Raw genomic sequence first — 23,347 nt, 5'->3', positions numbered from 1 at the left:
GATGCGCCTCGACCACGCCCGCGCCGCCCTGGGCGGCTTCCCCGCCGAGCTGCGGCGCCGCCTCGCGGGCCTGAGCGAAGCGCAGTTCCGCTTCAAACCGGCGGCGGAGAGCTTCTCGTTGCTGGAGAACGTCTGCCACCTGCGGGACATCGAGGTGGAGGGCTACATGCGGCGCCTGGAGCTCTTGCTGACGGAGGCCGACCCGCTGCTGCCGGACCTGGACGGGGCCCGGCTCGCGCGGGAGCGGCGCTATCAGGAGCAGGCGCTCGCGCCGGCCCTGGAAGCCTTCCTCGCCGCCCGCCGGCGCAACCTGACGCGCCTGGAGCAGGTCAACGAGGCGGACCTCACGCGGGAGGGCCGCTTCGAGAACGTGGGCGTGGTAAGCCTCGCACGGCTCCTGCAGATGTGGACCCATCACGATGCGGAGCATCTGCACGACGTGGATGAGCTCCTGGCAGTGCTCCGGGATCCCGCGCGCACGCCCAAGCCGACCCTCTCCCTGAATCCCGTCTAGATCCCTTCCCGACACGCTGCGGCGCTGGACGTTTCCTGTCCGAAGCATGCCGAGCCTGCGCCTGAAATCCGCCTAGGAAATTCCCTGACCCCGCGCCGCCATTGGGCTCGCGGGCGATCCCTTCGTACGCGCACTCGCCGCGGCTTGATGCAGGTCAACCGCGCCAAGCGTACTGCCGCCTATCGTGGCGCCCATGTCGCGCAGGGGTGTGTCTTCACACGGCACGACGATACAGGGAACGAATCAGGGAGAAGCATATGAGAACTCTGGTCACCATCTTCGCGGTGCTCCTGCTCGGATCAGCGCTCCAGGGCTGCGGCGGCGCCACCGTTTCGGCGCTGGCCGACGCAGGCTACGACGTGCGTGTCGAGGGCACGGCGCCCGCAGACGGCAAGTCGGGCGTGGCGCAGAACACCTACATCACCATCATGTTCAGCGACGCGATGGATTTCGCCGGCATGCACCCCTCCGACTTCCAGGTGACGGCCCACGGAGCGCCGGTAGCAGGCAGCATCAGCTATTCGAGGCTCACGGCCACCTTCCATCCGTCCAGTCCGCTGGAGGCGAACACCCGCTACACCGCACGGATGTCCAAGGACGTCCGCTGCCTTGACGGCGCGACGATGGAGAAAGACTACGTCTGGACCTTCACCACCGGCGAGACCATAGACATGACACCGCCCGTACTGATGGACACCGCCTTCGGCGTCCAGCAGCTCCCGGACCGCTACACGGGAGTGGTAGTGGCGTTCTTCAACGAGCCGATGGATCCGGACAGCATCGATACCCAGGACTTCCAGCTGCACGGCCCCGGCGGTGTGGAGGTCCCGGGCAGCATCAAGTACATCGGCTTCTCGGCGCTGTTCTATCCGACCGGGTCGCTGGCGCCCAACACGCTCTACACCGCGAGCATCGGATCGGGCCCCACCGACGTGGCCGGCAACGCGCTCCTCAGGGGCAAGACCTGGACCTTCATCACCCCGGACATCTCGGTGCTCACCGGCAAGCACACCAGCGTCACTACCACCTTCCCGGCCGATAAGGCAGCGGACATACTCCTTGGCACCGAGATCAGCGTCACCTTCGGCCAGACCATGGACCCGACCACCATCGATGCCGGCACCTTCCGGGTGCTGGCGCCCGGTGGCGTGCCGGTGCCGGGAAGCGTGAGCTACACCGGCGTCACCGCGGTGTTCACGCCCACCAACCCGCTGATGCCGGACACGACCTACGACGTCGAAGTGAGCCAGGATGTGAAGAGCCTGGACGGCATCCCCATGGACGCGGACTACCGGTTCGCATTCACCACCGGTGAGGACCTGGCCGGCACGCCGCCGGTGGTGCTGTACACCCTGCCCGCCTTCGGCGACCAGGACGTGGCGCCCAACACCTCCATCCTCGCGATCTTCGACGAGCCCATGGATCCCCTGAGCCTCACCACCGCGAGCTTCACGGTGACGGCCGCCACCGGCGAGCCGGTGTCGGGCGTGGTCACCTACACTGGTACCACCGCGGTGTTCACGCCGGACACGCAACTGCTGCCCGGCGTCACCTATACCGGCCGCATCGGCACCGCCGCCACGGACCTGAACGGCGAGCCACTGGCCAGTTCCTACGTGTGGACCTTCACCACCGGCAGTGGCAATGCCGCCAGTACGCCGCAGATCCTGTTCACGGATCCGGCCGTGAACGATTCGATGGTCTCGCCCTACAAGAAGATCAGCATCGCGTTCAACGAGGTGATGGACCCGCGCACGCTCGATGCCGGCACCATCCAGGTGACTGACGAGAACGGCACGCCGGTACCCGGCACCTTCACCTACATGGCCTTCGCCGTGGTCTTCACGCCCGCCAACAGGCTGGACATGGGTGAGACCTACACCGTTACCGTCTCGGGCGACGTCAAGGACCTGGAAGGCATACGCATGGGCAGCGACTACAGCTGGACCTTCTCCACCGCGGAGCTGATGTGAGGACAGTCCCGCGGGCGCGCATGGACGCGCGCCTGCGGGACAAGGGCCCGTCAGAGCGAGGACCCTTGCGGGCGCAGCGCGCCGGGATGGGATGTGATGCGCCGATCGTCCGCGATCCAGTTGGTCTCCCAGGTCTTGCCGCCGTCGGCGGAGAAGGCCTGCTCGAAGTGGGCGGAATCGGCCTTGACGTCCGAGATCACGAAGCGCACCCGCACCGGCCTGCCGCCGAAGTCCTCCTCGTCGTAGAACTCGCCCCGGCCCTCCTCGAAGGCGCCCACCGCGGGCACCCCGACGCCGCCGCCGCGGCTGCTGGCGACGTTCAGGCTCCACTGCCGCGTCTGCGGGTCGTAGAGCCGCAGCGACAGCAGTTCCAGGTGGCCCTGCGGCCCGTCCACCTCCAGCTCCAGCAGGTTGGCCTTTCCGCCCCACACCGGGCTCTGCACGCTGGTGCCGTCGTACTCGGCCCAGGCATCGCTGCCCGTCAGCGGATGCAGCCGGCGCTTCACATGGGTATGCCAGCTACCGGATTCCCAGTCGAAGTCGTGCTGCCCGTCCCGCGCCGCCGCCGCGGCCTGGCCGGATGCGGTGGCAGCCGCGGACGTGGCTTCCGACAGCGCCACGATGAGACACCAAGCCAGCAGGAACAGCGATGCGCGCTTCAGAGTCGGCATGGGACCTCCCTCGTTCAGCATGTCTCGGGCTCTATCCGCCGCTTCCAGGCCGGCACCCGGAGGCCCGGCAACGTGGCCAGCACCACGCCGAGGACGGCGAGCGTGCCGCCCACCACCGTGAGCCAGGTCGGGACTTCGCCGAGCCAGAACCAGGCGATGACGCAGCCCATGAGCGGCTGCAGGTAGAGGAAGCTCGCCACCCGCGAGGCCGGCGCCCGCGCCAACGCGAAGGACCAGCACACGAAGCCGATCACGGTGGGGAACAGCCCCAGGTAGAGCAGCGAGGCGAGCTGCGGCCAGGGCGCCGCCGCGAGCTTGGCCGGCAGCGCGGTGCCGAGCGGCAGGAACGAGAGCGTGGCCACGAACATGCTGGCCGCGGTGAAGCCGAGCGCGTCGGTACGCGCCAGCAGGGGCTTCTGGAACACGAAGTTCACGGCGCTCGCCATGACCGCCACGAACACCAGGAACGCGAGCGGCTCGAAGTGGATGCCGTGGCCGCGGCCCAGCGTCACCAGCAGCGTGCCGGCGAACGCGATCGCGAGGCCGGACGCCGCGCGCGGACTGATGTGTTCCTGCAGGCGCAGCATGGCGAGCACCGCCGTCACGCTCGGCACGGTGGAGATCACCACCGCCGCCGCGCCTGCGGACAGGCGCGTCATGGAGTAGCCGAGCGCGAGCTGGTACAGCGTGTGCCCGACCAGCGCCAGCAGGATCACCGCCGGCCAGTCCTGGCGCGGCGGCAGCTTCACGCGGCCGAGCGCGACCGGCACCGCGAACACCGACGCCGCCACCGCGAAGCGCACCAGCGCGATCTCGCCGGGCGTGAACAGCTTGAGGCCGTAGGAGATCGCCGCGTAGGCGGACGACCACACCAGCAGCGTGAGGCCCGCGGCCCAATAGGCCAGGCTCGAGTGCTTGGGCAGGTTCATGCGGCGCAGCTCCCCTGCGGCATCGGCTTCGCCGCGCGCCTGGGCGCCGTCCGCTCGCGCCGCCGCGTGGCGATGCGCCAGACCGTGAACCAGGCGCCCACGCCCGGCTGCCGGCCCAGGGAGATCAGGAACTGCACGCGTTCGGCTTCGGTCTGCGGGATCTGCATGGAGACTCCTCTAGCGGCGCGATTCGCGCAGCATGTTGACGGCGAGCGCGGTCAGCACCGTGCCCATGAACCAGCGCTGCACCCTGAGCCAGACGGGGCTCTTCGCCAGGAAGCGCGAGATGCCGCCGGCAGCGAGCGCGGCGCTGCCGTTCGCGAGCAGGCTCAGGGTGATATGGATGCAGCCCAGCACCAGCGCCTGCAGCAGCACGCTGCCCCGGCTGGGGTCGATGAACTGCGGCAGCAGTGCGAGGTAGAGCATCGCCGCCTTGGGGTTCAACAGGTTGGTCATGAAGCCCATGGCGATGAGCCGCCGGTCGCTGTGGGGCGGTAGCATGCGCGTCTCGAACGGCGAACGGCCGCCGGGCTTGAGTACGCCCCAGGCGAGGTATAGGAGGTAAGCCGCACCGGCGATGCGCAGCGCGTCGTAGGCGACGGGCACCGCCATCACCACCGCGGTGATGCCGAACGCCGACAGCAGGAGGTACACGACGAAGCCCGCCGCCACGCCCACCAGCGACATCAGGCCCGCCGCGGCGCCCTGGCTCAGGGAGCGCGACAGGATGTACATCATGTTCGGCCCCGGCGTGATGGCGAACCCGAAGCTGATGATCCCGAACGCGGTCATGGCGGCGAGGCTGGGCATGGCGTCTCCTGTGTGCGGCAAAGACTAGCGGTGAGCCTTTGCCGGTACCGGCCGTTTTCGGACCGGTCATGCGCGGGCCTCCGTGGGCGTGCATCATCGCGTTTATCTGGTACACTTTTAAGTGCCAGTTTCCACTTTTTTCCTAGACCAGATGTCCCGCCCTGTGCGGGCCATAGGGAGGGGTGCAAGCCATGCTCGACCTGGTGCTGACCGTCCCCGAAGACGCCCGTCCGGGCTACCTGCGCATCGCCGAGGCGCTGCGCAACGCGATCCAGGCCGGCCAGGCGAAGCCCGGTGAACGGCTGCCTTCCAGCCGGGTGCTGGCCCAGGCCCTCGGCGTGCACCGCCATACCGTCACCGCCGCCATGGACGAGCTCGTCGCCGAAGGCTGGCTGGAGGCCGGCGAGCGGCGCGCGCACCGGGTCTGCGAGGTGCTGCCGAGCGCGTTCTTCAGCCCCAAGACCGGCGGCAAGAAAGCCTCGCCGTTCGAGCGCAAGTTCAAGTGGCGCGTCGCGCGCCAGGGCACGGTGTTCCCGTGCGGCGTCACGGACACCAGCAGCTACCCCTACGCGTTCCTCGGCGGCCAGCCGGACCTGCAGCTCTTCCCCTACGACGAGTTCCGCGCCTGCGTGGCCGACACGCTGCGCCGCTCCCCGTCCCGCCGCAGCGACTACGGCAGCCCGGCCGGGCATCCCGAGTTCATCGCCTGCATGGAGGAGTACCTGCGGCGCGTGCGCGCGCTCACCGGGCGCAAGATCATCATCACCCACGGCGCGCAGGAGGCGATCTTCCTCACCGCCCAGCTGCTGGTGATGCCCGGCGACAAGGTGGCGGTGGAGTCGCCCGGCTATGCCGCCGCCTGGGACGCGATCCGTGCCGCCGGCGGCGAGGTGGTGCCGCTCAAGGTGGACGCCCAGGGCATGGACCCAGATTCCCTGGAGGAGGCGATCAGCCAGCACCGCCTCCGCCTCATCTATCTAACGCCCCACCACCAGTACCCCACCACGGTGACGCTGCCCAAGGCGCGGCGCCTGCGCATCTACGAACTCGCCAGCCGCCACCAGATCCCGATCCTGGAAGACGACTACGACCACGAGTTCCACTTCCGCTCGCAGCCCATCGCGCCCATGGCCAGCAGCGACCCTTGCGGCCTCGTCATCTACATCTCCACGCTCTCCAAGATCATGTTCCCCTCGGCCCGCATCGGCTTCATGGCGGTGCCGGAGGAGCTGCTCGAGCCGCTGACCCGGCTGCGCGCCCTGGTCACGCGCCAGAACAGCATCTTCATGCAGGACGCGGTGGCGCGCTGGATGGACAACGGCGGCTTCGAGCGGCACCTGAAACGCATGCGCCGCGTCTACCAGGAGCGGCGCGACGCCATGGTGCAGGCGCTGGAGGCGGGCCGTGCCCGCGGCCTGCCCCTCAGCTGGAACGTGCCGGACGGCGGCATGGCGTTGTGGTTCGACTGCGGCGTGGACAGCGACGCGGTGGTGGCGCGGGCGCAGGCGGCCGGCGTGTACGTCACGCCCGAGTCCGAGTTCCACCTGACGCCGCCCTCCCGCCTCACCCACCTGCGCCTCGGCTATGCCAGCCAGGCCCCGCAGCAGCTGCATGAGGGCATGGGCCTGCTCATGGATGCGATCGCCGCGGCCCAGCGCAGCAGCCGGCGCAAGGCGGGCTGAGAGCGGTGCGCGTCAGCGCCCGCACCCTGCGCCGGGGCATCAACCTGTGGCCGCCGTTCCTGTTCGCGGGCATCCGCGTCACGCGCCTCGACGATGATTACCGCGAGGCCGAGGTCACGCTCAAGCAGCACTGGTACAACCGCAACTACGTGGGCACCCACTTCGGCGGCAGCCTGTTCGCCATGACCGACGCCTGCTACGCGGTGATGCTGCTGCACGTGCTGGGGCGCGGCTACTACGTGTGGGACCAGCGCGCCGCCATCGAGTACCTGAAGCCCGGCCGCGGCCGCGTCACCGCGCGCTTCTACCTCACGGAGGGACGGGTGCGGGAGATCCTGGCGCACACCGAGGGCGGCGAGAAATACCTGCCGGAGTTCACCGTGGAGGTCACCGACGAGGCCGGCGACGTGGTGGCGCGGGTGGTGAAGACGCTCTACATCAGGAAGAAACCGCCGAAACCCTAGGTCGCCGTCGCCGGACGGTGCCGCACGAAGGTGTTCTTGACCCGCTCCGACACCAGGAAATACGGTATCCAGATCACCGATGCGAACACCGGCCGCATCAGTTCCGTGAACGAGCTGCCCGCGGTCTGGCTCAGGTCCAGCGTCGCCACGCCATGGGCGAGCATCACGTCGCCCGCCTTGACCAGGACGCTCGCCACCAGGAAGGCGATGAAGGCCCGCGGGAACCACCAGGACTTGAGGAAGAACAACACGAGCAGAGCTATCACCAGGCACAGCAGCAGCACCGAGGTGAAGAGCTCGAAGTTCAGGAGCCTCAGCCAGGCGGGATCATTGATATCGATGCCGCGCCCGGCCATCGCCTCCGCCATGTCAGGGCTGAACTTGAGCGCCACTGCGCTCAACAGCCCATAGCTCAGCGCCAGCATGTTCCAGAACATGCCGATCGCCGGCAATATCAGCCAGCCGCCCAGGCCTTCCAGCTTCTTCGGCACGGACGCTGCGGTATCCGGTGACGTTTCGGTCATGACATCCCCCTTGCCCCGAAAGCCAGAGCATACCGGAACCGCCCTGCCCAAATAAAAAGCCCCGCGGAGGCGGGGCCGGGTCTTGAGGGCTTTGCGTCTGCTTTCGCTCCGGGCATCCAGTGTGCCCTGACGCCCGCGTCCTTGCAGGCGTGCCATCCCTGGCCAAGCTCTGGCCTAGGCCTTCTTGATCAGCCCGACGATGAACAGCAGGATCACCGCGCCGATGAAGGCTTCGATCAACGTGCCCAACAGACCCCAGAAAATGATCCCCACCGCTCCGAACAGGAAGCCGCCGATGACGGCGCCGACGATGCCGATCACGATGTTGCCGGCGACGCCGAAGCCGCGGCCCTTCATCACGACACCCGCCAGCCAGCCGGCGATGGCGCCGATGACGAGCATCAGGATCAGTGCGGTCAGGGTGAACATGGACCTTCTTCTTCCCTCTTCTTATCGCGACGGTGCGGAACCCCCGTCGATGGTTCCAAGGTAAGCCGCATGCGACATTCACGCTGGGGGTTAGGTCACAGAACCGAAGGTTTCCTGAGGCTCATTTGACCTAAGTCCCGGGAAATACAGGGCTTTTGACGGCAAAAGACAATAACTGTATAAATATACAGTTACCTTGAAGGAATCTCCCATGTCCACCCCCTGGCCCCGCGCCATCCTCCACGTGGACATGAACGCGTTCTTCGCGTCCCTGGAGCAGCGCGACTTCCCGGAGCTGCGCGGCAGGCCGGTGGGAGTCACCAACGGCGAGCAAGGGACCACCCTCATCACCGCGAGCTACGAGGCACGCGCCAAGGGCGTGCGCACCGGCATGCACATCCGCGAGGCGCGCGGACTCTGCCCGGACATCGTCAAGCGCGCCTCCCGTCCCGCCGAGTACGTGAAGGTCTCCACCGCCATCATGGCGGCGCTGGACGCGGTGACGCCGGACCTCGAGGTGTTCTCCATCGACGAGGCCTTCCTGGATGTCACCGGCGTGCAGCACCTCCACGGCACGCCGGAAGACATGGCGCACATGACCAAGCGCATCGTGTGGGAGACGGCGCAGATCAAGTGCAGCGTCGGCGCCGCCGGCGACAAGACCACCGCCAAGTACGCCGCGCGCCTGGTGAAGCCGGACGGCCTGGTGGTGATCCCGCCCTGGGAGGCGCGCGAGCGGCTGCGGCCGGTGCCCGTCACCGAGCTCTGCGGGATCAACCGCGGCATCGGCGGCTTCCTGGCACAGCGCGGCGTGAAGACCTGCGGCGACATGCAGAAACTTCCGGTGAGCGTGCTCGCCGGGCGCTTCGGCAACCTGGGAAGGCGCATCTGGCTCATGGCCCAGGGGCAGGACCCCAGCAAGGTGGAGACGCTGGTGGCCGCGCCCAAGTCCGTGGGCGCGAGCAAGGTGCTGCCGCCCGCGACGCGGGATAAGGAGATCCTCGCGGCTTACCTGCAGCACATGGCCGAGACCGTGGCCCTGCGCCTGCGCCGCCATGGCCTGCAGGCGCTCAGCTTCGGCGTGGGCCTGTCCACAGGCGAAGGCTGGATCGGCGGCGAGTACCGGGCCCCCTGCCCCACCGATGACGGCCACGCCATCAACGCCTTCTGCGCGCACCTCCTGGAGCGGCGCTGGCGCGGCGAGCCTTCCTACCAGGTGGCGGTGCGGGCGCTGGATCCCAAGCAGACCGGCAACCAGCGCGACCTCTTCGAGGCTCCGCCGGAGCGGCAGTCACAGGTGAACGCGGTGATGGACCGCATCAACGATAAGTACGGGCGCTGGACCGTGATGCCGGCGCGCATGCTCAATAAGAGCGCCACGCCGGATGTGATCTCACCTTCTTGGAAGCCCAGCGGCCACCGCCAGACGATCTAGGGCGTCCCGTCTAATGGCCTTGCGGCGTCACCCGCCATACCGTGTTCCCCACGTCGTCCGCCACCAGCAGCGCGCCGGCCTTGTCCGCCGCCACGCCCACCGGGCGTCCCTGCGCGTTGCCGTCCTTGTCGAGGAACCCGCTGAGGATCTCCTCCGGATAGCCGTTGGGCTTGCCGCCGGTGAACGGCACGAAGACCACCCGGTAGCCCGCCGGCGGGTCGCGGTTCCAGGAGCCGTGCTGGCCGATGAACGCGCCGTTCCTGTAGCGCGCCGGAAGCAGCGTGCCCTTGTAGAACATGAGTCCCAGCGAGGCGGTGTGGGAGCCGAGCGCGTAGTCCGGCGCGATGGCCTTGGCCACCAGGTCCGGCCGCGGCGGCTTGGGCCGGTCGTCAGGATGCTGGCCGTAGTAGCTGTAGGGCCAGCCGTAGAAGGCGCCCTCCTTCACCGCAGTCATGTAGTCGGGCACGAGGTCGTTGCCGAGCTCATCCCGCTCGTTCACCACCGCCCACAGCGCGCCCGTGTCCGGCTGGAAATCCATGCCGTTGGGGTTGCGCAGGCCGGTGGCGTAGAGCCGCTTCTGGCCGGTGGCGGTGTCCACTTCCCAGATGGCGGCGCGGCCTTCTTCCGCCTCTTCGCCGTTCTCGCCCACGTTGCTGTTGGAGCCCACCGTCACGTAGAGGTGCTTGCCGTCGGGACTCGCCACCACGTTCTTGGTCCAGTGGTGGTTGATGGTGCCGGCCGGCAGGTCGGTGACCTTGACGCCGTCCGCGCGGATCTCGGTCTCGCCCGGCTTGTAGGGGAAGCGCAGCAGCGCGTCGGTGTCGGCCACGTAGAGCGCGTCGCCCACCAGTGCCATGCCGAAGGGCGAGTTGAGGCCGCCGATGAACACGCTGCGGGTCTCGGCCCGGCCATCGCCGTCCGCGTCGCGCAGGAGCGTGATGCGGTTCTGGCTCTCCTGCACGCCGGAGCCCGCTTTCTTCATCTCTTTCTTCATCACCCAGCCCTTGATGCCCTTGCGGTCGTCGGGCTTGGGCGGCGCGTCGGTCTCCGCCACCAGCACGTCGCCGTTGGGCAGCACGTAGAGCCAGCGCGGGTGCTGCAGTTTCGTGGCGAAGGCCTGCACCGCGAGACCCTGGGCCGGCGTGGGCTTGGCGCCCGCCGCCCAGCCCTTGGCCGGCGCGATCTTCACAGTGGGGATGAGGGTGTGACTCGGCTCCGGCAGCGTGGGATGCGGGCCGTAGCCCGCCTGCTCCGGTAGCGCGGCACCGCCGGCGCAGAGCGCCGGCAACATCAGCCCGGCCAGGAGCGGCGCGAGCCGGCGCATGCTCAGTGCCAGAGCAGCGCGATCAGGATCAGGATCGGGATGGGTACGCCCAGCACCCATAGCAGCAGGTAACGCATGAACTTCTCCTCACTCTCGGGTTCGACCGCGGGCATGGTTCATCAGACGGCGTCCCGCAGGCGTCCGCCGAAGGTGGCACTGAAGCTCGCCACGAAGGCGCCGATGAACAGCGCCACGGCGAACCACAGCGCCGCGTAAGCGGAGGCCTTGCGGGCCTTGTCGGCCGCCTCCTTGGCCTGGTTCTCCGCCGCGCCGACCTTGGCCTTCAGCGCCGCATAAGTGTCGCTGACGCGCCGCTCCGCCTCTTCCTGTGAGAGGCCGGTGCGCTGGGCCACCAGCTGGCCCAGGTAATGGGTGTCGTCCGCGGTCATGCCGACGTCGCCCACGGAGCTCGCGAAGATGCGCGTCGCCTCCGCCGCGGCCTCGGAGTCGCTGACGTTGGCCGGTGCCGCGGTCGCGCCCGGCGCGCCGGTGTTGCGGAACAGGCGGTCCACGAAGTAGCCGGTCGGACCGCCGTTGCCGCCGCTCCTGTCGTTGTTGGTGGCCGCAGCGCCCGCGGCGCTCACCGCCGCAGTCGCGGCACCGCCGGCGACGGTGGCACCCGCCTGCACGCCGCGATCCACGATGGTACCCACCGCGGAGCTGAGCAGCGTGGCGGTGGCGAGGGTCGCCACGCACCAGGCCAAGAGGCCGTGGGCCGTGTCGCGGAAGAACACCTCGTGGCTGTGAACGCGTGTCCACTTGGTGCGCAGCCGGCCCGCGAGGTAGCCGCCCACCGCGGAGGCGGCGAGCTGCATGAAGGTGATCCAGAGGATGCTCGAGACGCCGAAGGTGGTGCCGCTCACGCCGCTGTGGGACCAGGGGGAGACGGAGGAAAGGCCGATGCCTGCGCCGACGAACAGCAGTATCAGTGAGAGTCCGGCTGCTGCGGCGGCGCCGGCGAAGATCGCCCCCCAGGAGGTGGCGCTCGTAGTGCCGAGGGGCGCGCCGGTACCCGAGGCTTCGTGGTACTGGTCTTCCTGCAGCGGATGGATGCTGACTTGTTCCATGGTGGTCTCGCGGTATTCGGGGTTCATGGTCCGATACTGCGGCGATGTGTGCGGCGCGTCTGTGCGCTGCCACGCAAATCGCGTCGCTGTCCGCCCCCATCGCGCGCTTCCCATTTACATAAGCGCCGCCGTCATGACGCGGTAGTAAGATTGGGGTGCCTTGCCAGAAACCCACGACAAGCGAGACATATCATGGCCAAGTCCAAGCCCTCCGGTCCCGACCTCACCCAGGGCGTGCCCGCTTCGGAGGTGAAGCCCGGCAGTCCCCTGCTCGGCCACGTGGACAAGGACGCGGTGCTGCTCGCTGCCTTGGGCGACGGCTACTCAGCCATCGGTGCCGAGTGCAGCCACTACCACGGGCCGCTCGCGAAGGGGCTGGTGGTGGGCGACACGGTGCGCTGTCCCTGGCATCACGCCTGCTTCAGCCTGCGCAACGGTGAAGCACTGGCGGCGCCGGCCCTGAACCCGCTGCCGCGCTGGAAGGTGGAACAGCGTGACGGCAAGCTGTTCGTGGGCGAGAAGCTGCCGCCCGTGAGCGTGAGCGCGCGCAAGCGGCCCGCGGACGCGAAGCCGCCGGAGTCGGTGGTCATTGTGGGCGGCGGCGCGGCGGGCGAGGCAGCCGCCACCACCCTGCGTTTCTCGGGCTACCAGGGCCCCGTCACCCTCATCAGCGCCGAGGCAGGCCTGCCGCCGGACCGGCCTAACCTCTCCAAGGATTTCCTCGCCGGCACCGCGCCCGCCGCCTGGGTGCCGGTGCATGGCGAGAAGCATTTCAAGCAGCACGACATCACGCTCATGCATGCCCGCGTGGACTCCATCGACGCGGCGGCGAAGACCCTGCGCACCGCCGATGGCCAGCAGCACAGCTTCGGTGCGCTGCTGCTCGCCACCGGCGCCGAGCCCGTGAGACTGCCGACGCCGGGCGCCGACCAGTCCCATGTGCATTACCTGCGCACCCTCGCCGACAGCGAAGGCATCGTCAGGGGCATCGAGGCCGGCGCCAAGCGCGCGCTCGTCATCGGCGCGAGCTTCATCGGCCTGGAAGCCGCCGCCTCGTTGCGCGCGCGCGGCCTCGAGGTGCAGGTGGTGGGGCCGGAGGCGCGCCCGCTGGAGCGGGTGCTGGGGCCGCAGCTCGGCGACTTCGTGCGGGGCCTGCACGAGCAGAAGGGCGTGGTGTTCAACCTGGGCCAGACCGTCACCGCCATCGGCAAGGACGAAGCCACCCTGAGCGGCGGCGCCAGGCTCGCCGCGGACCTGGTGGTCATCGGCGTGGGCGTCAGGCCCGTCACCGCGCTCGCGGACAAGCTCGGGCTCAGGCAGGACAAGGGCGTGCTGGTGGACGAGTACCTCGAGACCAGCGAGCCCGGCATCTTCGCCGCCGGCGACATCGCCCGCTGGCCGGACCGGCATAGCGGCGCGCCCATCCGCGTCGAGCACTGGGTGGTGGCGCAGCGCCAGGGCGAGACGGCGGCACGCAACATGCTGGGCTACCGCGAGCGCTTCACGGCGGTGCCGTTCTTCTGGAGCCAGCATTACGACGTGGCCATCAACTACGTGGGCCATGCCGAGAAGTGGGACGAGATCCGGGTGGACGGCGATCCCGCCAGGCTGGACTGCGCCGTGAGCTACCTGCTGGGCGGCAAGCTCATGGCGCTCGCCACCATCTACCGCGACAAGCTGAGCCTCGAGACCGCCGCGCGCATGGGACAGGAATGAATCAGTAGGCCGCGTCCCGCTGCTGCTGCCAGGCCTTCCACAGCCACAGGCCGCCCCACAGCCAGGACAGCGCCATCAGCCCCGCGCCCAGCGCATGCGCGAGGGACCCCAGGACCGGCGCCGCGTCCACCGCGTTGAACTTCAGCAGGATGTTGTGCCAGTCGTGGCGCAGCACGTGCAGCTCCGCCACCTCGTCGTTCCATTCCCCCACCAGCGGCATCGCCATCAGCTTCGCGTCGCGGATGTAGGGGGCCACGTCCAGCACGTTCTCCGCGGTCCACCACAGGCAGAACGCGGCAGCGAAGGGGTTGCGCTGCCTGAACAGGAACACCATGCCGATGAGAGCGGGCAGCAGGCATTGGAACAGGCTGCCACCCAGGTACATCATCCACTCCCCCAGCGGCCGGAACAGCACGTGGCCGAACTCGTGGATCGGCAGGTCCACGTTGTGCAGGAAGGAGTACATGATCTCGGCGGTGATCACCTTATAGGTGATGAGCCTGATGCCCCAGGCCACCATCACCGCCAGCACCAGCGCCTGGGCCGCCATCACCAGCGGGTCGGGCTTCTCCGGCAGCTCGAACAGCCGGTCGTGCGCTCTTTGCCAGAACGTCAGGGGCAGCTCTTCCGCCTCCTCCGCCACTTCCACCGGCCCCTCAGCCGGCACCGGCGCGGGCGCAGCATGGTGCTTCGCGTATTTCGCGAACACGATGCCGCAGCGCGGACACTCCAGATAAGGGTCCAGGTCCTTCGGCTGGCGGGCGTAGGCGCATTTGGGGCAGGCATCCATGGCCCCAAGTCTAAGGCATCCATTGAGGTGCTTGCCCGATGCGTATGAAGCGGCGCGCTGATATAGCTGGCATGCACCTCCAGGGAGGGAACGCCATGAAATCCAAGATCGGACTGGAACACATCATCAGCCACCGGGCAGGCCGTATCACCCATGCCGTACCCGAGACGCCTGCCACGGACCCGGACGGCGACGCGAAGACGGCGCCCCCCATCGACCCCGAGCGCCTCGTGGCGGTCGTGGTGCATGTGGACAAGGAGGCGCTGGAAGGCTTGCTGCAGCAGAAGGAATAGCGGCACACCCCGCGGCCGGTCGCGGGTAGAATCTGCGCTCCCCACACGGGAGCCGTCATGCGCACGCCCATCTACCAGGTCGACGCCTTCACCAGCCGCCGCTTCGCGGGCAACCCCGCTGCGGTGATGCCACTCGCGGCCTTCCCGGCCGACTCGGTGCTGCAGGCCATCGCCGCCGAGAACAACCTTTCCGAGACCGCGTTCCTGGTGCCGCAGGGCGGCGACTACAGGCTGCGCTGGTTCACGCCCCACGTGGAGGTACCGCTCTGCGGCCACGGCACGCTCGCGAGCGCTGCGGTGGTGATGGAGAAGCTCGAGCCCGGCCGCCAGCGCGTGGTGTTCCATTCCGCCAGCGGACCGCTCACGGTGGCGCGCGGCGCCAGCGGCTACGTGCTGGATTTCCCGGCGCGGCCCTGCGAGCGCACCGCCGGGCCTGCCGGCCTCACCGGCGCCCTGGGCGCGAAGGTCGCGGAGGTCTACGTCAACGCCTTCAACTACCTCGCGGTGCTGGAGAGCGCCGCCGAGCTGCGCAAGCTCGCGCCGGACATGGCGGCGGTGGCGCGCATCGACCGCCCCGGCATCATCGCCACCGCGCCGGGCGACGGCGGCTACGACTTCATCAGCCGCTACTTCGCCCCCGCCAAGGGCATCCCCGAGGATCCGGTCACCGGCGCCGCCCACTGCATGCTGGCGCCCTATTGGGCGAAACGCCTGGGCAAGACCGCGTTCCGCGCCTTCCAGGCCTCGTCCCGGGGCGGCGAGGTGCTGTGCCGGCTGAAGGGTGAGCGGGTCGAACTCGAGGGCAGCGCGGTCTTCTACATGGAAGGCGAGGCGGAGATATAACCATGCAGATGTCCGGCATCCCCTTCGGCACCACCGACTGGTCCGAGATCGAGCGCACCGAGCATCCCGCCGAAAGCGGCAAGGCCTACTGGCGCACCCGCCAGTTCGGGAGCCTGCGCGTGCGCCTGGTGGAATACACCCCCGGCTACGTCTCCGACCACTGGTGCAAGAAGGGCCACATCCTCCTGTGCCTGGAGGGCGAGCTGCACACCCGGCTCGAGGACGGCCGCGAGTTCACCTTGAAGCCCGGCATGAGCTACCAGGTGGCGGACGACGCCGAACCTCACCGTTCTTCCACCCCCGTAGGGGCGAAGCTGTTCATCGTGGATTAGGGAATTCCTTCCCAAAATCAGGCTGCCCGCCGGGACCTGCCTTACCCCCGGTCCCGCGCCTGGATTACACGCCCAGTAGGATGGCGCCTACATAACCTTCCCCGCCACTTGGCGATGCTATGACCCATGGAATACCACCTGGGCCACCACGGCAGCGCAGTCAGGAACGACGGGGAATCCATGCTCAACGCCTTCTTCCGCAAGCAGCCCAAGAAAGGCGTGCCGCCCTCCGCCGAGGCGGCGCCGGAAGTCCCCTATGATCCCAGCCTGGTCGCGGCCCTCACCCATCAGCACCGCGAGCTCGTGATGCTGCTGGTGAAGGCCCATAGCGCCGCCCAACAGGGCCGGTACGAAGAAGTGCGGGGTACCCTGCAGCAGTTCAAGGATGAGCTAGTCGTGCACCTGAGGAAGGAGCACGATGAGCTGCAGGACTACCTTTCCGGCCATCTCAAGGGCGCGGACGCCAAGGACCTGCTCAAGGAGATGCGCGCGAACTCGAGCTACATCGAGCGCGCGGTGGACAGCTTCCTGAACCACTATCTGAATTATCCGGTGACCGAGCGCACCGCGATGCGCTTCGGCATCGAGATCAGCGGCGTGAGCGAGGAGTTCTGCGAGCGGGTCGAGCGGGCGGAAGGCTCCTTCTACACGCTCTACATGCCGCCCGAGACTTATTGAAAGGCTTCGATCCGGCGGGCTCCCGCCGGGTTCCTGGACGATGGGGAGATCAGTTTAGGGGGTTCCGAGGCATGCCTGCCGGCTGACCTAGCAGCCGGCAGGCATGTCGCCGGTACGGTTGGCGGCCCGTCAGTGGGCCGGCTTCCTGAACTTGTAGATGAACTGGTCCGTGTGGCCGCGGATCGACTTGTCGAACACGCCCACCTCGTGCTTGTCGGCCGGGTTCCTGAGCGCATCGCTCGCGCCCTCGAACTTGAAGCCCGCCGCCTCGACTTCCTTCTTAACCGCTTCCGGATCCACGCGGTGCGTGGTGTCCGTGTCCGCGAAGCCCGAGCCCGCCGGCGCCACGTGGTCCACGATCACGTACAGGCCGCCCGGCTTCAGCGCGCTGAACACCTGCTTGTTGAACGAGGCCATGTCCACGGGGCCCATGAACTTGTCGTGGTAGTCGTGGTAGTTCTGCACGGTGAACACCAGGTCCACCGACTCCGGCAGATCCAGCTTGGCAGCCGCCTGGTGCAGCAGCTTGACGTTGGTATAGGGCGCCCGGGTGACGAGGTCCTGCCACTTCTTGAAGCTCTCGGCCGAGTACTTGTCCATCTCGTTCGGCCACACGGTGTAGACCTGGCCGCTGGGGCCCACGATGCCGCTGAACACCTTGGTCCAGTAGCCCTGGCCCGGCACCAGTTCCGCCACCTTCTGGCCCGGCTTCACCTCGGCGAAGGTCATCACCTCGGCGAGCTTGCGGCGCGCGTCATCGGCGGCATCGTCCTTGCGGGCGGCGTCGTTGATGGCGGCGGTCACGTAGGCCGGCGTGGCGCCCTTGCCGCCGGAGGCGGCGGCGAACGCCACCAGCGGCGCAGCGAGCGCCATGGCGAGCAAGGAGATCCTGAGGTTCGTCTTCATCTTCTTCCCCTCCCAAAGGTGGATTGAAGGTCCGGGATTGTAGCTGGAGACCGGTGAAGCGGTGGTGACATCAGGCCGGTAAAAAAAGAGCGACTCTGACATCTGTCAAATGAGCCGCTCAAAGAGGGTGCAACGATTGGGTTGCCCGGCGGATTTCCCCGCCGGGCTTCAAGGCTTCAGGTACGACACCAGCGCCTCGAAAACCGTGGCGATCTGCTCCTTGGAGTAGGGCTGCGCCCCGCCCTCCTGGTCTGCGATCAGCCGGTCCCGCAACAGGCTCTCCGCCGCGCCGATGAGCAGCGAAGCGGCCACGCGGGGGTGGCAGTTGTTCCTGAAGCTGCCGTCCTTCTGGCCGCGCATGACGAGGTCCACGCACAGCTTCACGAAGTCCTGGTAGCCCTTGGAGGAGACGGTCTGGCCGTTGGCCGGGTGGGTGCGGCGGCTTTCGAGGAGCAGGAGGCGCGCCAGGTCCTCGTCCCGGTCCAGGATGTGGGTCATGACCACCAGCATGGACAGCACCGCGTCGCGGGCCGTCACCGAGGTGAGCACGATGTCGGCGAAGCGCAGATTGATGGTGGCCCAGCCCTCGTCGAACACCGCGGCGAGGAGGCTCGGCTTGCCGTCGAAGTGCATCAGCACTTGCGCGAAGGGCACGTCCGCGGCGCGGGCGATGGTGGCGAAGGTGACACCGTCGTAACCCTGGCGCGCGAAGCGCTGCTTCGCGACCTCGAGGATGTGGCGGCGCACCGCCGACTGCCTGAGGTTTATGTCATCCGCGCCGTGGCTGAACAGCGGGATCTGCGCCGGTTTGGGGGTGGGAGAATCCAACATGGCCTGTTCCGGGGAAATCCCTATACGTGGAACATGGCGCTATTGTCTTAATAGGGTTTTACCGGCGCCATTGGGGATTCACCGCAACCGGCGCTGGCAAACACCTGAGCGGACTGCCAGGCCCCGCGCCGCACCTAGGCCCTGAGGCCGGTGGTCAACATATCGAAGGCGAGAGCCAGTTCCGCCGAGGGAGACAGGGGAAGCTCCCCGCCTTGGGCCGCGGCCCGGCGGTACTGCATCACGCTCTCGGCGGCGCGGATGAGCTGGGAGGCGATGGACTCCGGCCGGCAGGTGCTGATGAAGCTGCCGTCCTCGCGCCCGCGCGCGGAGAGCTCGCCGCAGAAACCGATGAACTGACGGTAACCCTGCGAGGATGCGGCCTCCTTCCGGTGGCTCTCCAGCAGCATGATCTGCGCGAGATCTCGGTCCCGCACCATCGAGCGCAGCACCACTCCCAGCATGGAGAGCAGCGCGTCGCGGGCGCTGAGGGAGGTGGCGGCGACGTCCACGAGCCGTGCGTTCAGCACGTCCCAGCACTCGTCGAATACCGCCGTCAGCAGGTTGAGCTTGTCGTCGAAATGGTCCCGAAGGTCCGCCAGCGGCAGGCCGGCGGCGCGGGCCACGTCGCTGAGCGATGTGTCCTCGATGCCCCAGCGCAGGAAGCACTGGCGGGCAGTCGCGGTGATGTGGCGGCGGGTGCTGGAACGGATCTCGCCCGCCTGCAGCAGGTCCCGCACGATGGCCGCATTGCGGCCCGGAAGCTCCGCGGTCTTGAGCATGACTCGTCCCTGAACCATGGTGAGCGGAGGGTCAAATTGTCACGCCCTGGGGATGATTACTATTAGGTAATGACCCGTCCCCGGCGCCGATAAAGCCTTAGTATCTGCGCCCTGAAAAATCCCCGAGGCACCCCTTGCCAAATGCAAGCAGGTGTTTTAGTGTTATAGAACAGTATTATAACGACGGGGATTGGGGTATGAAGCAGGCTTACAAAACTGTAGCGCTCCTGGTCGCGGGAATCCTGGCCCAGGCCGCCTCCGCGGGCACAGTGCCGGAGCAGGCCATCAAGGACGTGGAAGCCGGTTACTGCCAGAAGGCGCTGGCGCAGATCCAGCCGCTGCTGGCTGACCACGCCAAGGACGCCGAGGTCCAATACCGCTATGGCCAGGCCCTCCTGGGGCTCGGCAAGGCGGACGACGCCATCGCCGCCTTCAAGACCGCTGTCGCTCTCGATCCCAACAATGGCCTCTATCACAGCGCCCTCGGCGGGGCCTATGGCTTCAAGACCCAACAGGGCATGGCCGACGGTTCCACCGGCATGTTCGCCATGCTGGGCCTCATGAAGTCCGCCAAGGCCGAATGGGAGTCAGCCGCCAAGCTCAAGCCGGACGACGTGGACGCCCACGTGAGCCTCGCCATGTACTACATCATGGTGCCCGGCCTCATGGGCGGCAGTTCCTCCAAGGCCCATGACCAGGAGGCGATCATCGAGAAACTGGACCCCATCCAGGCCCTGCGGGTGCGCGCCAACGAGGCGGGCCACGAGGACGAGGACGATGAGGCAGTGGGCTACCTGCAGCAGGCCGTCGCCCAGGACAAGACCAGCGACAGCCTCATGGCGCTCGGCATGTTCTACGCGGGCGCCAAGCGCTACCCCGAGGCCTTCAAGACTTTCCATGAGGCTGAGGCCAAGGACCCGAACGATCATTCCGCCTGGTACCAGATCGGCAAGACCGCCGGCATCGCCAAGGCGAACTACGACGAGGGCATCGCGTCCCTGAAGCAGTACCTCGCGCTCACGGACCTGCCGGACACCCAGCCTTCGCATGCGTGGGCTCATTTCCGCCTCGGCAACATCTACGAAGCCCAGGGCCACAAGGACCAGGCGAAGGCCGAGTACGCCACCGCCGGCTCCCTGAACGAGCGCGCCGATCCCATCCTCATCGCCAAGCTCAAGGATGCCCAGGGCCGCCTCAAGTAAGCGAAGGGCAAGAGGAGGAATGCCATGACGGAGCTCAGCAAGAACGCGCGCATCACCGGCCTCTGGTACCTGGCGCTGGTGTTCATCGGTCCGCTGCGTCTCATCATCATCCCCAGCAAGCTGTTCGTGCCGGGGGATGCCGGCGCGACCGCCGCCAACATCCTGGCCCATCAGACCCTGTTCCAGCTCGGCATCTTCATGGACAGCTGGGGCGCGGTGGTGATCGTATGCCTGGCGCTGGCCTTCTATCGCCTGTTCAAGGATGTGGACCGCTGGCAGGCGCAGTTCCTGGTCATCGCCGGAGGCATCCTGCCGGCGGCCCACTACCTGCTCAACACCGTGACCGACGCTGCCGCCCTGCTGCTGGTGCGCGGCGCCGATTACCTCGACGTGTTCACGCAAGCCCAGCGCTACGCCCTCTCCTACTTCTTCACCCGGCTGCACTACCAGTCCGTGGTCTCGGCCGAGGTGCTGTGGGGTGTCTGGCTCTTCCCCATGGCGATCCTCATCCTCAAGTCCCGCTGGTTCCCGCGGGTGCTGGGCTGGTGGCTGATCCTGGACGGCGCGACCTGGATCGCCCTCAGTTTCGCCAACATGTTCCTGCCGGATCGCGTGGATGCCATCAACACCTGGAGCTTCCCGTTCCAGCTCGGGGAGGTCGCCATCACGCTATGGCTGCTGATATTCGGGGCGAGGCAGCAGAGCCCGCGGCCGGCGGCGGCCTGATCCACGACAAAAGGGGTATGGGATGGACGGGAAGACGCTGCAAGACACGCCGGTGAATGTGAAGCTCAAGCTCGCGGGCCTGTGGACCGCGGTGATGTTCTGCTATATCTACGCGGATTACTTCGGCCTCTACGTGCCGGGGATGCTGCAGAGCATGCTGGATGGCAAGATGGGCCCGCTCGGTCCCACCACCCAGGGCGTGTTGCTCGGCACCTCGGCCATGATGTCCATCCCGGCGCTGATGATCGCGCTCTCACTGCTGCTGAAGCCCGCCTTCAACCGCTGGCTGAACCTCGTGGCCGGCGTGCTGTTCACGGTCATCATCTGCATCACCATGTGGGGCTGGCGCTTCTACATCTACTATGGCGTGATCGAGATCGCGATGACGCTCGGGGTGGTCTGGTTCGCCTGGACCTGGCCGAAGCGACGGGAAACGGAGTAACTGCGGCGAAGCGATATCTCGCCGCGTTCCATAATGCGGCGCAGGCACATCGCGCTGTGATTGGCCTCACTGTCGCGGGGTGGCGGCGGGAAGAGCATGGATCCATCTTTCCCAGGAAGACGGCAGCCATGGCAACCCACTTAGAGCGCAACCCCCGCAGCATCGCGAGCATCGCCGGACATCCCATCCACCCGATGCTGGTGCAGTTCCCCATCAGCTTCTTCATCGCAGTATTCATCTGCGACCTCGCGTTCCGCAGCACCGGCGACACGGGCCTGGTCACGGCCTCCGGCTGGCTGCTCGCAGGCGGCCTGGTGACGGCCGTGCTCGCCGGGGGAGTACTACGATCCATTCTCAGGAGAAGGTTACGGAGCACGGGACTTCACCTGGTCAGGACTGGTGCTGGACATGCAGGCGACGGTGGGCGATGAAGCGCGAACTGACGTGAGAGACATCAAAGAAAGCCGGAGACATTCAGCGTAGCGCCGATGAATACTTTGCGCTCGGCGGGCCGGCCTATACTGGCCGGCTTGGGCCTGCCCGAAGTTTCCTGTAAGTCTAGGGGTCCCCGGGCGTCTTCAAGTATAGGCAACCCAGGAAGGACCCCGATGGCCACAGAGCACCACGGCCAAGACAGGCTCTCGCCCGAAGACGTGGCCACACTCGCTCGCCTGCACGGCCGCCTCGTGTTCGGCACAGCCTTCCGCATGCTGGGGGATGCCGCCCTGGCGGAGGATGTGCAACAGGACGTGTTCCTGCGCCTGCTGGAACGGCCCGCAGCCGCCGTGAAGTCCTGGCCGGCATACCTCACGGTGCTCGCGACGCGCATCGCCATCGACCGGCTGCGCCGCCGCAACCGGTGGCGGCGGCTGGAGCCACTATGGCGTGTAGCCGAACCGCTCAGCGCAGCCAGCGCCGAGGATGAGGTCATGCAGCTCGAGAAAGCCGAGCGGCTGCGGCGGGAGATCGCCCGGCTGCGGCCTCGGGAAGCGGCATGCTTCACGCTACGCTGCATCCAGGGCCTGGACGTTGCCCAAATCGCGGCCCTCACCGGGATCAGCACCAACCATGTGGCGGTCTGCCTGCACCGGGCGACGCGCACGCTTGAGTCCCGGCTCAGCCGCCTCTTCGACACGCTTCCGGAGACCCATACATGAACGCATCCGACATCCGTCTTTCCCCAGGACTCGAGGATCACGTCCAAGCGCTGCGCGAGCGGGTGGCGCAGCCCATCGCTGCCGACGCCGCGCAGGAGAGGCTGGACCGCCTGCTGGCGTCCCGGCGGGCCGGCCGCATGACGCGCCCCGGCTTCCGGTTGCTCTTCGCTTCCGCCGCCCTGGCTATCGTCGCGGTGCTGGCGCTGGGACTGTTCCTGCCGCTCCTGTTCCACGGGCAGGGCGAGGCTTTCGCCGACGTGCAGCGCCACCTGCGGGATTTCCACACCATGTCCATGACGCTGAAGCAGCGCATGGGTGGCATGCCCATGCCTACCATCCGCATCTGGGCGGACCACGACGGCGACGTGCACACGGACGTGGGCGATACCACCAGCGTGGTCTACAACGCCGGCGGGCAGACGGTGCTGGTGTTACAGCACGCGAACCATACGGCCATGCGGCTCACGGGCATCGCGCCGGACCAGGCGAAGGCGCAGGCGCAGGCATCCGACTCTCTGGACTGGCTGCAGCAGGTGCAGGAGTTCAAGGGCCATGCCACCCTGCTGGCGGAAACCCGCACCCTGGACGGCGTGCCGGTGCGCGGCTGGTCGCTGTCGCTCGGTGGCGTGAACGTGGTGCTTTGGGCGGACGGGGGCGGCGTTCCCCATGCCGTCAACGTGGAGGGCGTCAGGGGTCCGCACTACACCCAGGACATCAAGCTGACGCTGGATGCGCCGCTTGAACCTTCCCTCTTCAGGACGGATGTACCGTCCGGCTATAGGCTGGCACAACCGGGCTCCGATTGATGGCGGGGCGGGATACGGCGGAAG

28 protein-coding genes are annotated in these 23,347 nt (G+C 67.7%); 16 read left to right on the top strand and 12 right to left on the bottom strand.

From position 1 onward, the window contains the following. The first annotated feature begins 1 nt into the window (after position 1). Together VF651_06200 and VF651_06195 are read left to right on the top strand one after the other, a co-directional pair. Positions 2-514 (top strand): DinB family protein, encoded by a 513-nt coding sequence (locus VF651_06200; GenBank protein HEX7965291.1) that lies wholly within the window; start codon positions 2-4, stop codon positions 512-514. A gap of 257 nt (positions 515-771) precedes the next feature. Next, entirely contained in the window at positions 772-2,487 is a 1,716-nt protein-coding gene (locus VF651_06195; protein ID HEX7965290.1) for an Ig-like domain-containing protein, read from the top strand. Positions 2,488-2,537: 50 nt separating this feature from the next. Here VF651_06195 and VF651_06190 read toward each other — a convergent pair whose 3' ends face one another. Genes VF651_06190 through VF651_06175 form a run of 4 tightly spaced genes read right to left on the bottom strand, consistent with a single transcriptional unit; the run spans position 2,538 to position 4,897 of the window. Next, complete coding sequence (locus VF651_06190) at positions 2,538-3,158, bottom strand: hypothetical protein (protein ID HEX7965289.1); 621 nt, start codon at positions 3,156-3,158, stop codon at positions 2,538-2,540. A 14-nt stretch (positions 3,159-3,172) separates the two neighbouring features. Then, positions 3,173-4,087 carry a DMT family transporter gene (locus VF651_06185; GenBank protein HEX7965288.1) on the bottom strand — a complete coding sequence of 305 codons (915 nt, stop codon included), beginning with the start codon at positions 4,085-4,087 and terminating at the stop codon, positions 3,173-3,175. Next, positions 4,084-4,254 (bottom strand): hypothetical protein, encoded by a 171-nt coding sequence (locus VF651_06180; protein ID HEX7965287.1) that lies wholly within the window; start codon positions 4,252-4,254, stop codon positions 4,084-4,086. Before VF651_06180 ends, VF651_06185 begins: the two co-directional genes overlap by 4 nt. Before the next feature lie 10 nt (positions 4,255-4,264). After that, positions 4,265-4,897 carry a LysE family translocator gene (locus tag VF651_06175; protein HEX7965286.1) on the bottom strand — a complete coding sequence of 211 codons (633 nt, stop codon included), beginning with the start codon at positions 4,895-4,897 and terminating at the stop codon, positions 4,265-4,267. A 191-nt stretch (positions 4,898-5,088) separates the two neighbouring features. Between VF651_06175 and VF651_06170 the strand changes: the two genes are divergently transcribed. Both VF651_06170 and VF651_06165 read left to right on the top strand, forming a co-directional pair. Beyond that, on the top strand, positions 5,089-6,579 hold the full coding sequence (locus VF651_06170) for a PLP-dependent aminotransferase family protein (GenBank protein ID HEX7965285.1): 1,491 nt from the start codon (positions 5,089-5,091) through the stop codon (positions 6,577-6,579). Between the two features lie 5 nt (positions 6,580-6,584). After that, positions 6,585-7,043, top strand: a complete 459-nt coding sequence (locus tag VF651_06165; protein ID HEX7965284.1) for a DUF4442 domain-containing protein — start codon at positions 6,585-6,587, stop codon at positions 7,041-7,043. On the opposite strand, the gene VF651_06160 is transcribed toward VF651_06165, so the two are convergent. Both VF651_06160 and VF651_06155 read right to left on the bottom strand, forming a co-directional pair. After that, positions 7,040-7,567, bottom strand: a complete 528-nt coding sequence (locus VF651_06160) for a DUF2569 domain-containing protein (protein HEX7965283.1) — start codon at positions 7,565-7,567, stop codon at positions 7,040-7,042. The genes VF651_06165 and VF651_06160 overlap by 4 nt on opposite strands. A gap of 174 nt (positions 7,568-7,741) precedes the next feature. Further along, complete coding sequence (locus VF651_06155; protein HEX7965282.1) at positions 7,742-7,996, bottom strand: GlsB/YeaQ/YmgE family stress response membrane protein; 255 nt, start codon at positions 7,994-7,996, stop codon at positions 7,742-7,744. 211 nt (positions 7,997-8,207) lie between these two features. Between VF651_06155 and VF651_06150 the strand changes: the two genes are divergently transcribed. Next, complete coding sequence (locus tag VF651_06150) at positions 8,208-9,431, top strand: DNA polymerase IV (protein HEX7965281.1); 1,224 nt, start codon at positions 8,208-8,210, stop codon at positions 9,429-9,431. 10 nt (positions 9,432-9,441) lie between these two features. Here the strand turns inward: VF651_06150 and VF651_06145 are convergent, their stop codons facing one another. Together VF651_06145 and VF651_06140 are read right to left on the bottom strand one after the other, a co-directional pair. Then, a complete protein-coding gene (locus VF651_06145; protein HEX7965280.1) occupies positions 9,442-10,722 on the bottom strand; it encodes a sorbosone dehydrogenase family protein in 1,281 nt (426 codons plus the stop codon). A gap of 152 nt (positions 10,723-10,874) precedes the next feature. Then, positions 10,875-11,849 carry a hypothetical protein gene (locus VF651_06140; GenBank protein ID HEX7965279.1) on the bottom strand — a complete coding sequence of 325 codons (975 nt, stop codon included), beginning with the start codon at positions 11,847-11,849 and terminating at the stop codon, positions 10,875-10,877. Between the two features lie 165 nt (positions 11,850-12,014). Between VF651_06140 and VF651_06135 the strand changes: the two genes are divergently transcribed. Next, the gene (locus tag VF651_06135) at positions 12,015-13,538 is read left to right on the top strand and encodes an FAD-dependent oxidoreductase (protein HEX7965278.1); all 1,524 of its coding nucleotides are present in this window, start codon (positions 12,015-12,017) and stop codon (positions 13,536-13,538) included. 1 nt (position 13,539) lies between these two features. On the opposite strand, the gene VF651_06130 is transcribed toward VF651_06135, so the two are convergent. Continuing rightward, entirely contained in the window at positions 13,540-14,328 is a 789-nt protein-coding gene (locus VF651_06130; protein ID HEX7965277.1) for a zinc ribbon domain-containing protein, read from the bottom strand. Between the two features lie 95 nt (positions 14,329-14,423). Here VF651_06130 and VF651_06125 point away from each other — a divergent pair, with 95 nt between their 5' ends. The 4 genes from VF651_06125 to VF651_06110 all read left to right on the top strand — a co-directional run bounded on the left by VF651_06125 (position 14,424) and on the right by VF651_06110 (position 16,474). After that, positions 14,424-14,621: a hypothetical protein gene (locus VF651_06125; GenBank protein ID HEX7965276.1), complete on the top strand. Its 198-nt coding sequence runs from the start codon at positions 14,424-14,426 to the stop codon at positions 14,619-14,621. 57 nt (positions 14,622-14,678) lie between these two features. Further along, positions 14,679-15,464 (top strand): PhzF family phenazine biosynthesis protein, encoded by a 786-nt coding sequence (locus tag VF651_06120; GenBank protein HEX7965275.1) that lies wholly within the window; start codon positions 14,679-14,681, stop codon positions 15,462-15,464. A gap of 2 nt (positions 15,465-15,466) precedes the next feature. Then, positions 15,467-15,796: a DHCW motif cupin fold protein gene (locus VF651_06115; protein HEX7965274.1), complete on the top strand. Its 330-nt coding sequence runs from the start codon at positions 15,467-15,469 to the stop codon at positions 15,794-15,796. A gap of 126 nt (positions 15,797-15,922) precedes the next feature. Further along, positions 15,923-16,474, top strand: a complete 552-nt coding sequence (locus VF651_06110) for a hemerythrin domain-containing protein (protein ID HEX7965273.1) — start codon at positions 15,923-15,925, stop codon at positions 16,472-16,474. A gap of 129 nt (positions 16,475-16,603) precedes the next feature. Here the strand turns inward: VF651_06110 and VF651_06105 are convergent, their stop codons facing one another. The 3 genes from VF651_06105 to VF651_06095 all read right to left on the bottom strand — a co-directional run bounded on the left by VF651_06105 (position 16,604) and on the right by VF651_06095 (position 18,990). Continuing rightward, positions 16,604-17,380 (bottom strand): class I SAM-dependent methyltransferase, encoded by a 777-nt coding sequence (locus VF651_06105; GenBank protein ID HEX7965272.1) that lies wholly within the window; start codon positions 17,378-17,380, stop codon positions 16,604-16,606. Between the two features lie 168 nt (positions 17,381-17,548). Continuing rightward, a complete protein-coding gene (locus tag VF651_06100) occupies positions 17,549-18,211 on the bottom strand; it encodes a TetR/AcrR family transcriptional regulator (GenBank protein HEX7965271.1) in 663 nt (220 codons plus the stop codon). Between the two features lie 134 nt (positions 18,212-18,345). Further along, positions 18,346-18,990 carry a TetR/AcrR family transcriptional regulator gene (locus VF651_06095; GenBank protein ID HEX7965270.1) on the bottom strand — a complete coding sequence of 215 codons (645 nt, stop codon included), beginning with the start codon at positions 18,988-18,990 and terminating at the stop codon, positions 18,346-18,348. A 197-nt stretch (positions 18,991-19,187) separates the two neighbouring features. Here VF651_06095 and VF651_06090 point away from each other — a divergent pair, with 197 nt between their 5' ends. The 6 genes from VF651_06090 to VF651_06065 all read left to right on the top strand — a co-directional run bounded on the left by VF651_06090 (position 19,188) and on the right by VF651_06065 (position 23,323). Continuing rightward, positions 19,188-20,192: a tetratricopeptide repeat protein gene (locus tag VF651_06090; GenBank protein ID HEX7965269.1), complete on the top strand. Its 1,005-nt coding sequence runs from the start codon at positions 19,188-19,190 to the stop codon at positions 20,190-20,192. A gap of 24 nt (positions 20,193-20,216) precedes the next feature. Continuing rightward, positions 20,217-20,918: a DUF4386 domain-containing protein gene (locus VF651_06085; GenBank protein ID HEX7965268.1), complete on the top strand. Its 702-nt coding sequence runs from the start codon at positions 20,217-20,219 to the stop codon at positions 20,916-20,918. Positions 20,919-20,940: 22 nt separating this feature from the next. After that, on the top strand, positions 20,941-21,360 hold the full coding sequence (locus VF651_06080; protein HEX7965267.1) for a DUF6326 family protein: 420 nt from the start codon (positions 20,941-20,943) through the stop codon (positions 21,358-21,360). A 128-nt stretch (positions 21,361-21,488) separates the two neighbouring features. Further along, positions 21,489-21,791, top strand: coding sequence for a DUF2231 domain-containing protein (locus VF651_06075; protein HEX7965266.1), 303 nt, complete (start codon positions 21,489-21,491; stop codon positions 21,789-21,791). A 222-nt stretch (positions 21,792-22,013) separates the two neighbouring features. Then, complete coding sequence (locus VF651_06070) at positions 22,014-22,517, top strand: sigma-70 family RNA polymerase sigma factor (protein ID HEX7965265.1); 504 nt, start codon at positions 22,014-22,016, stop codon at positions 22,515-22,517. After that, positions 22,514-23,323, top strand: coding sequence for a hypothetical protein (locus tag VF651_06065; protein HEX7965264.1), 810 nt, complete (start codon positions 22,514-22,516; stop codon positions 23,321-23,323). Before VF651_06070 ends, VF651_06065 begins: the two co-directional genes overlap by 4 nt. Positions 23,324-23,347 lie beyond the last annotated feature (24 nt).

The sequence above is a fragment of the Gammaproteobacteria bacterium genome (assembly GCA_036383255.1).
Taxonomy (GTDB): domain Bacteria; phylum Pseudomonadota; class Gammaproteobacteria; order Natronospirales; family REEB76; genus DASUBN01.
The sequence above is the reverse complement of the archived record's forward strand: the minus strand, read 5'-3'. Positions and strand labels throughout refer to the sequence as shown.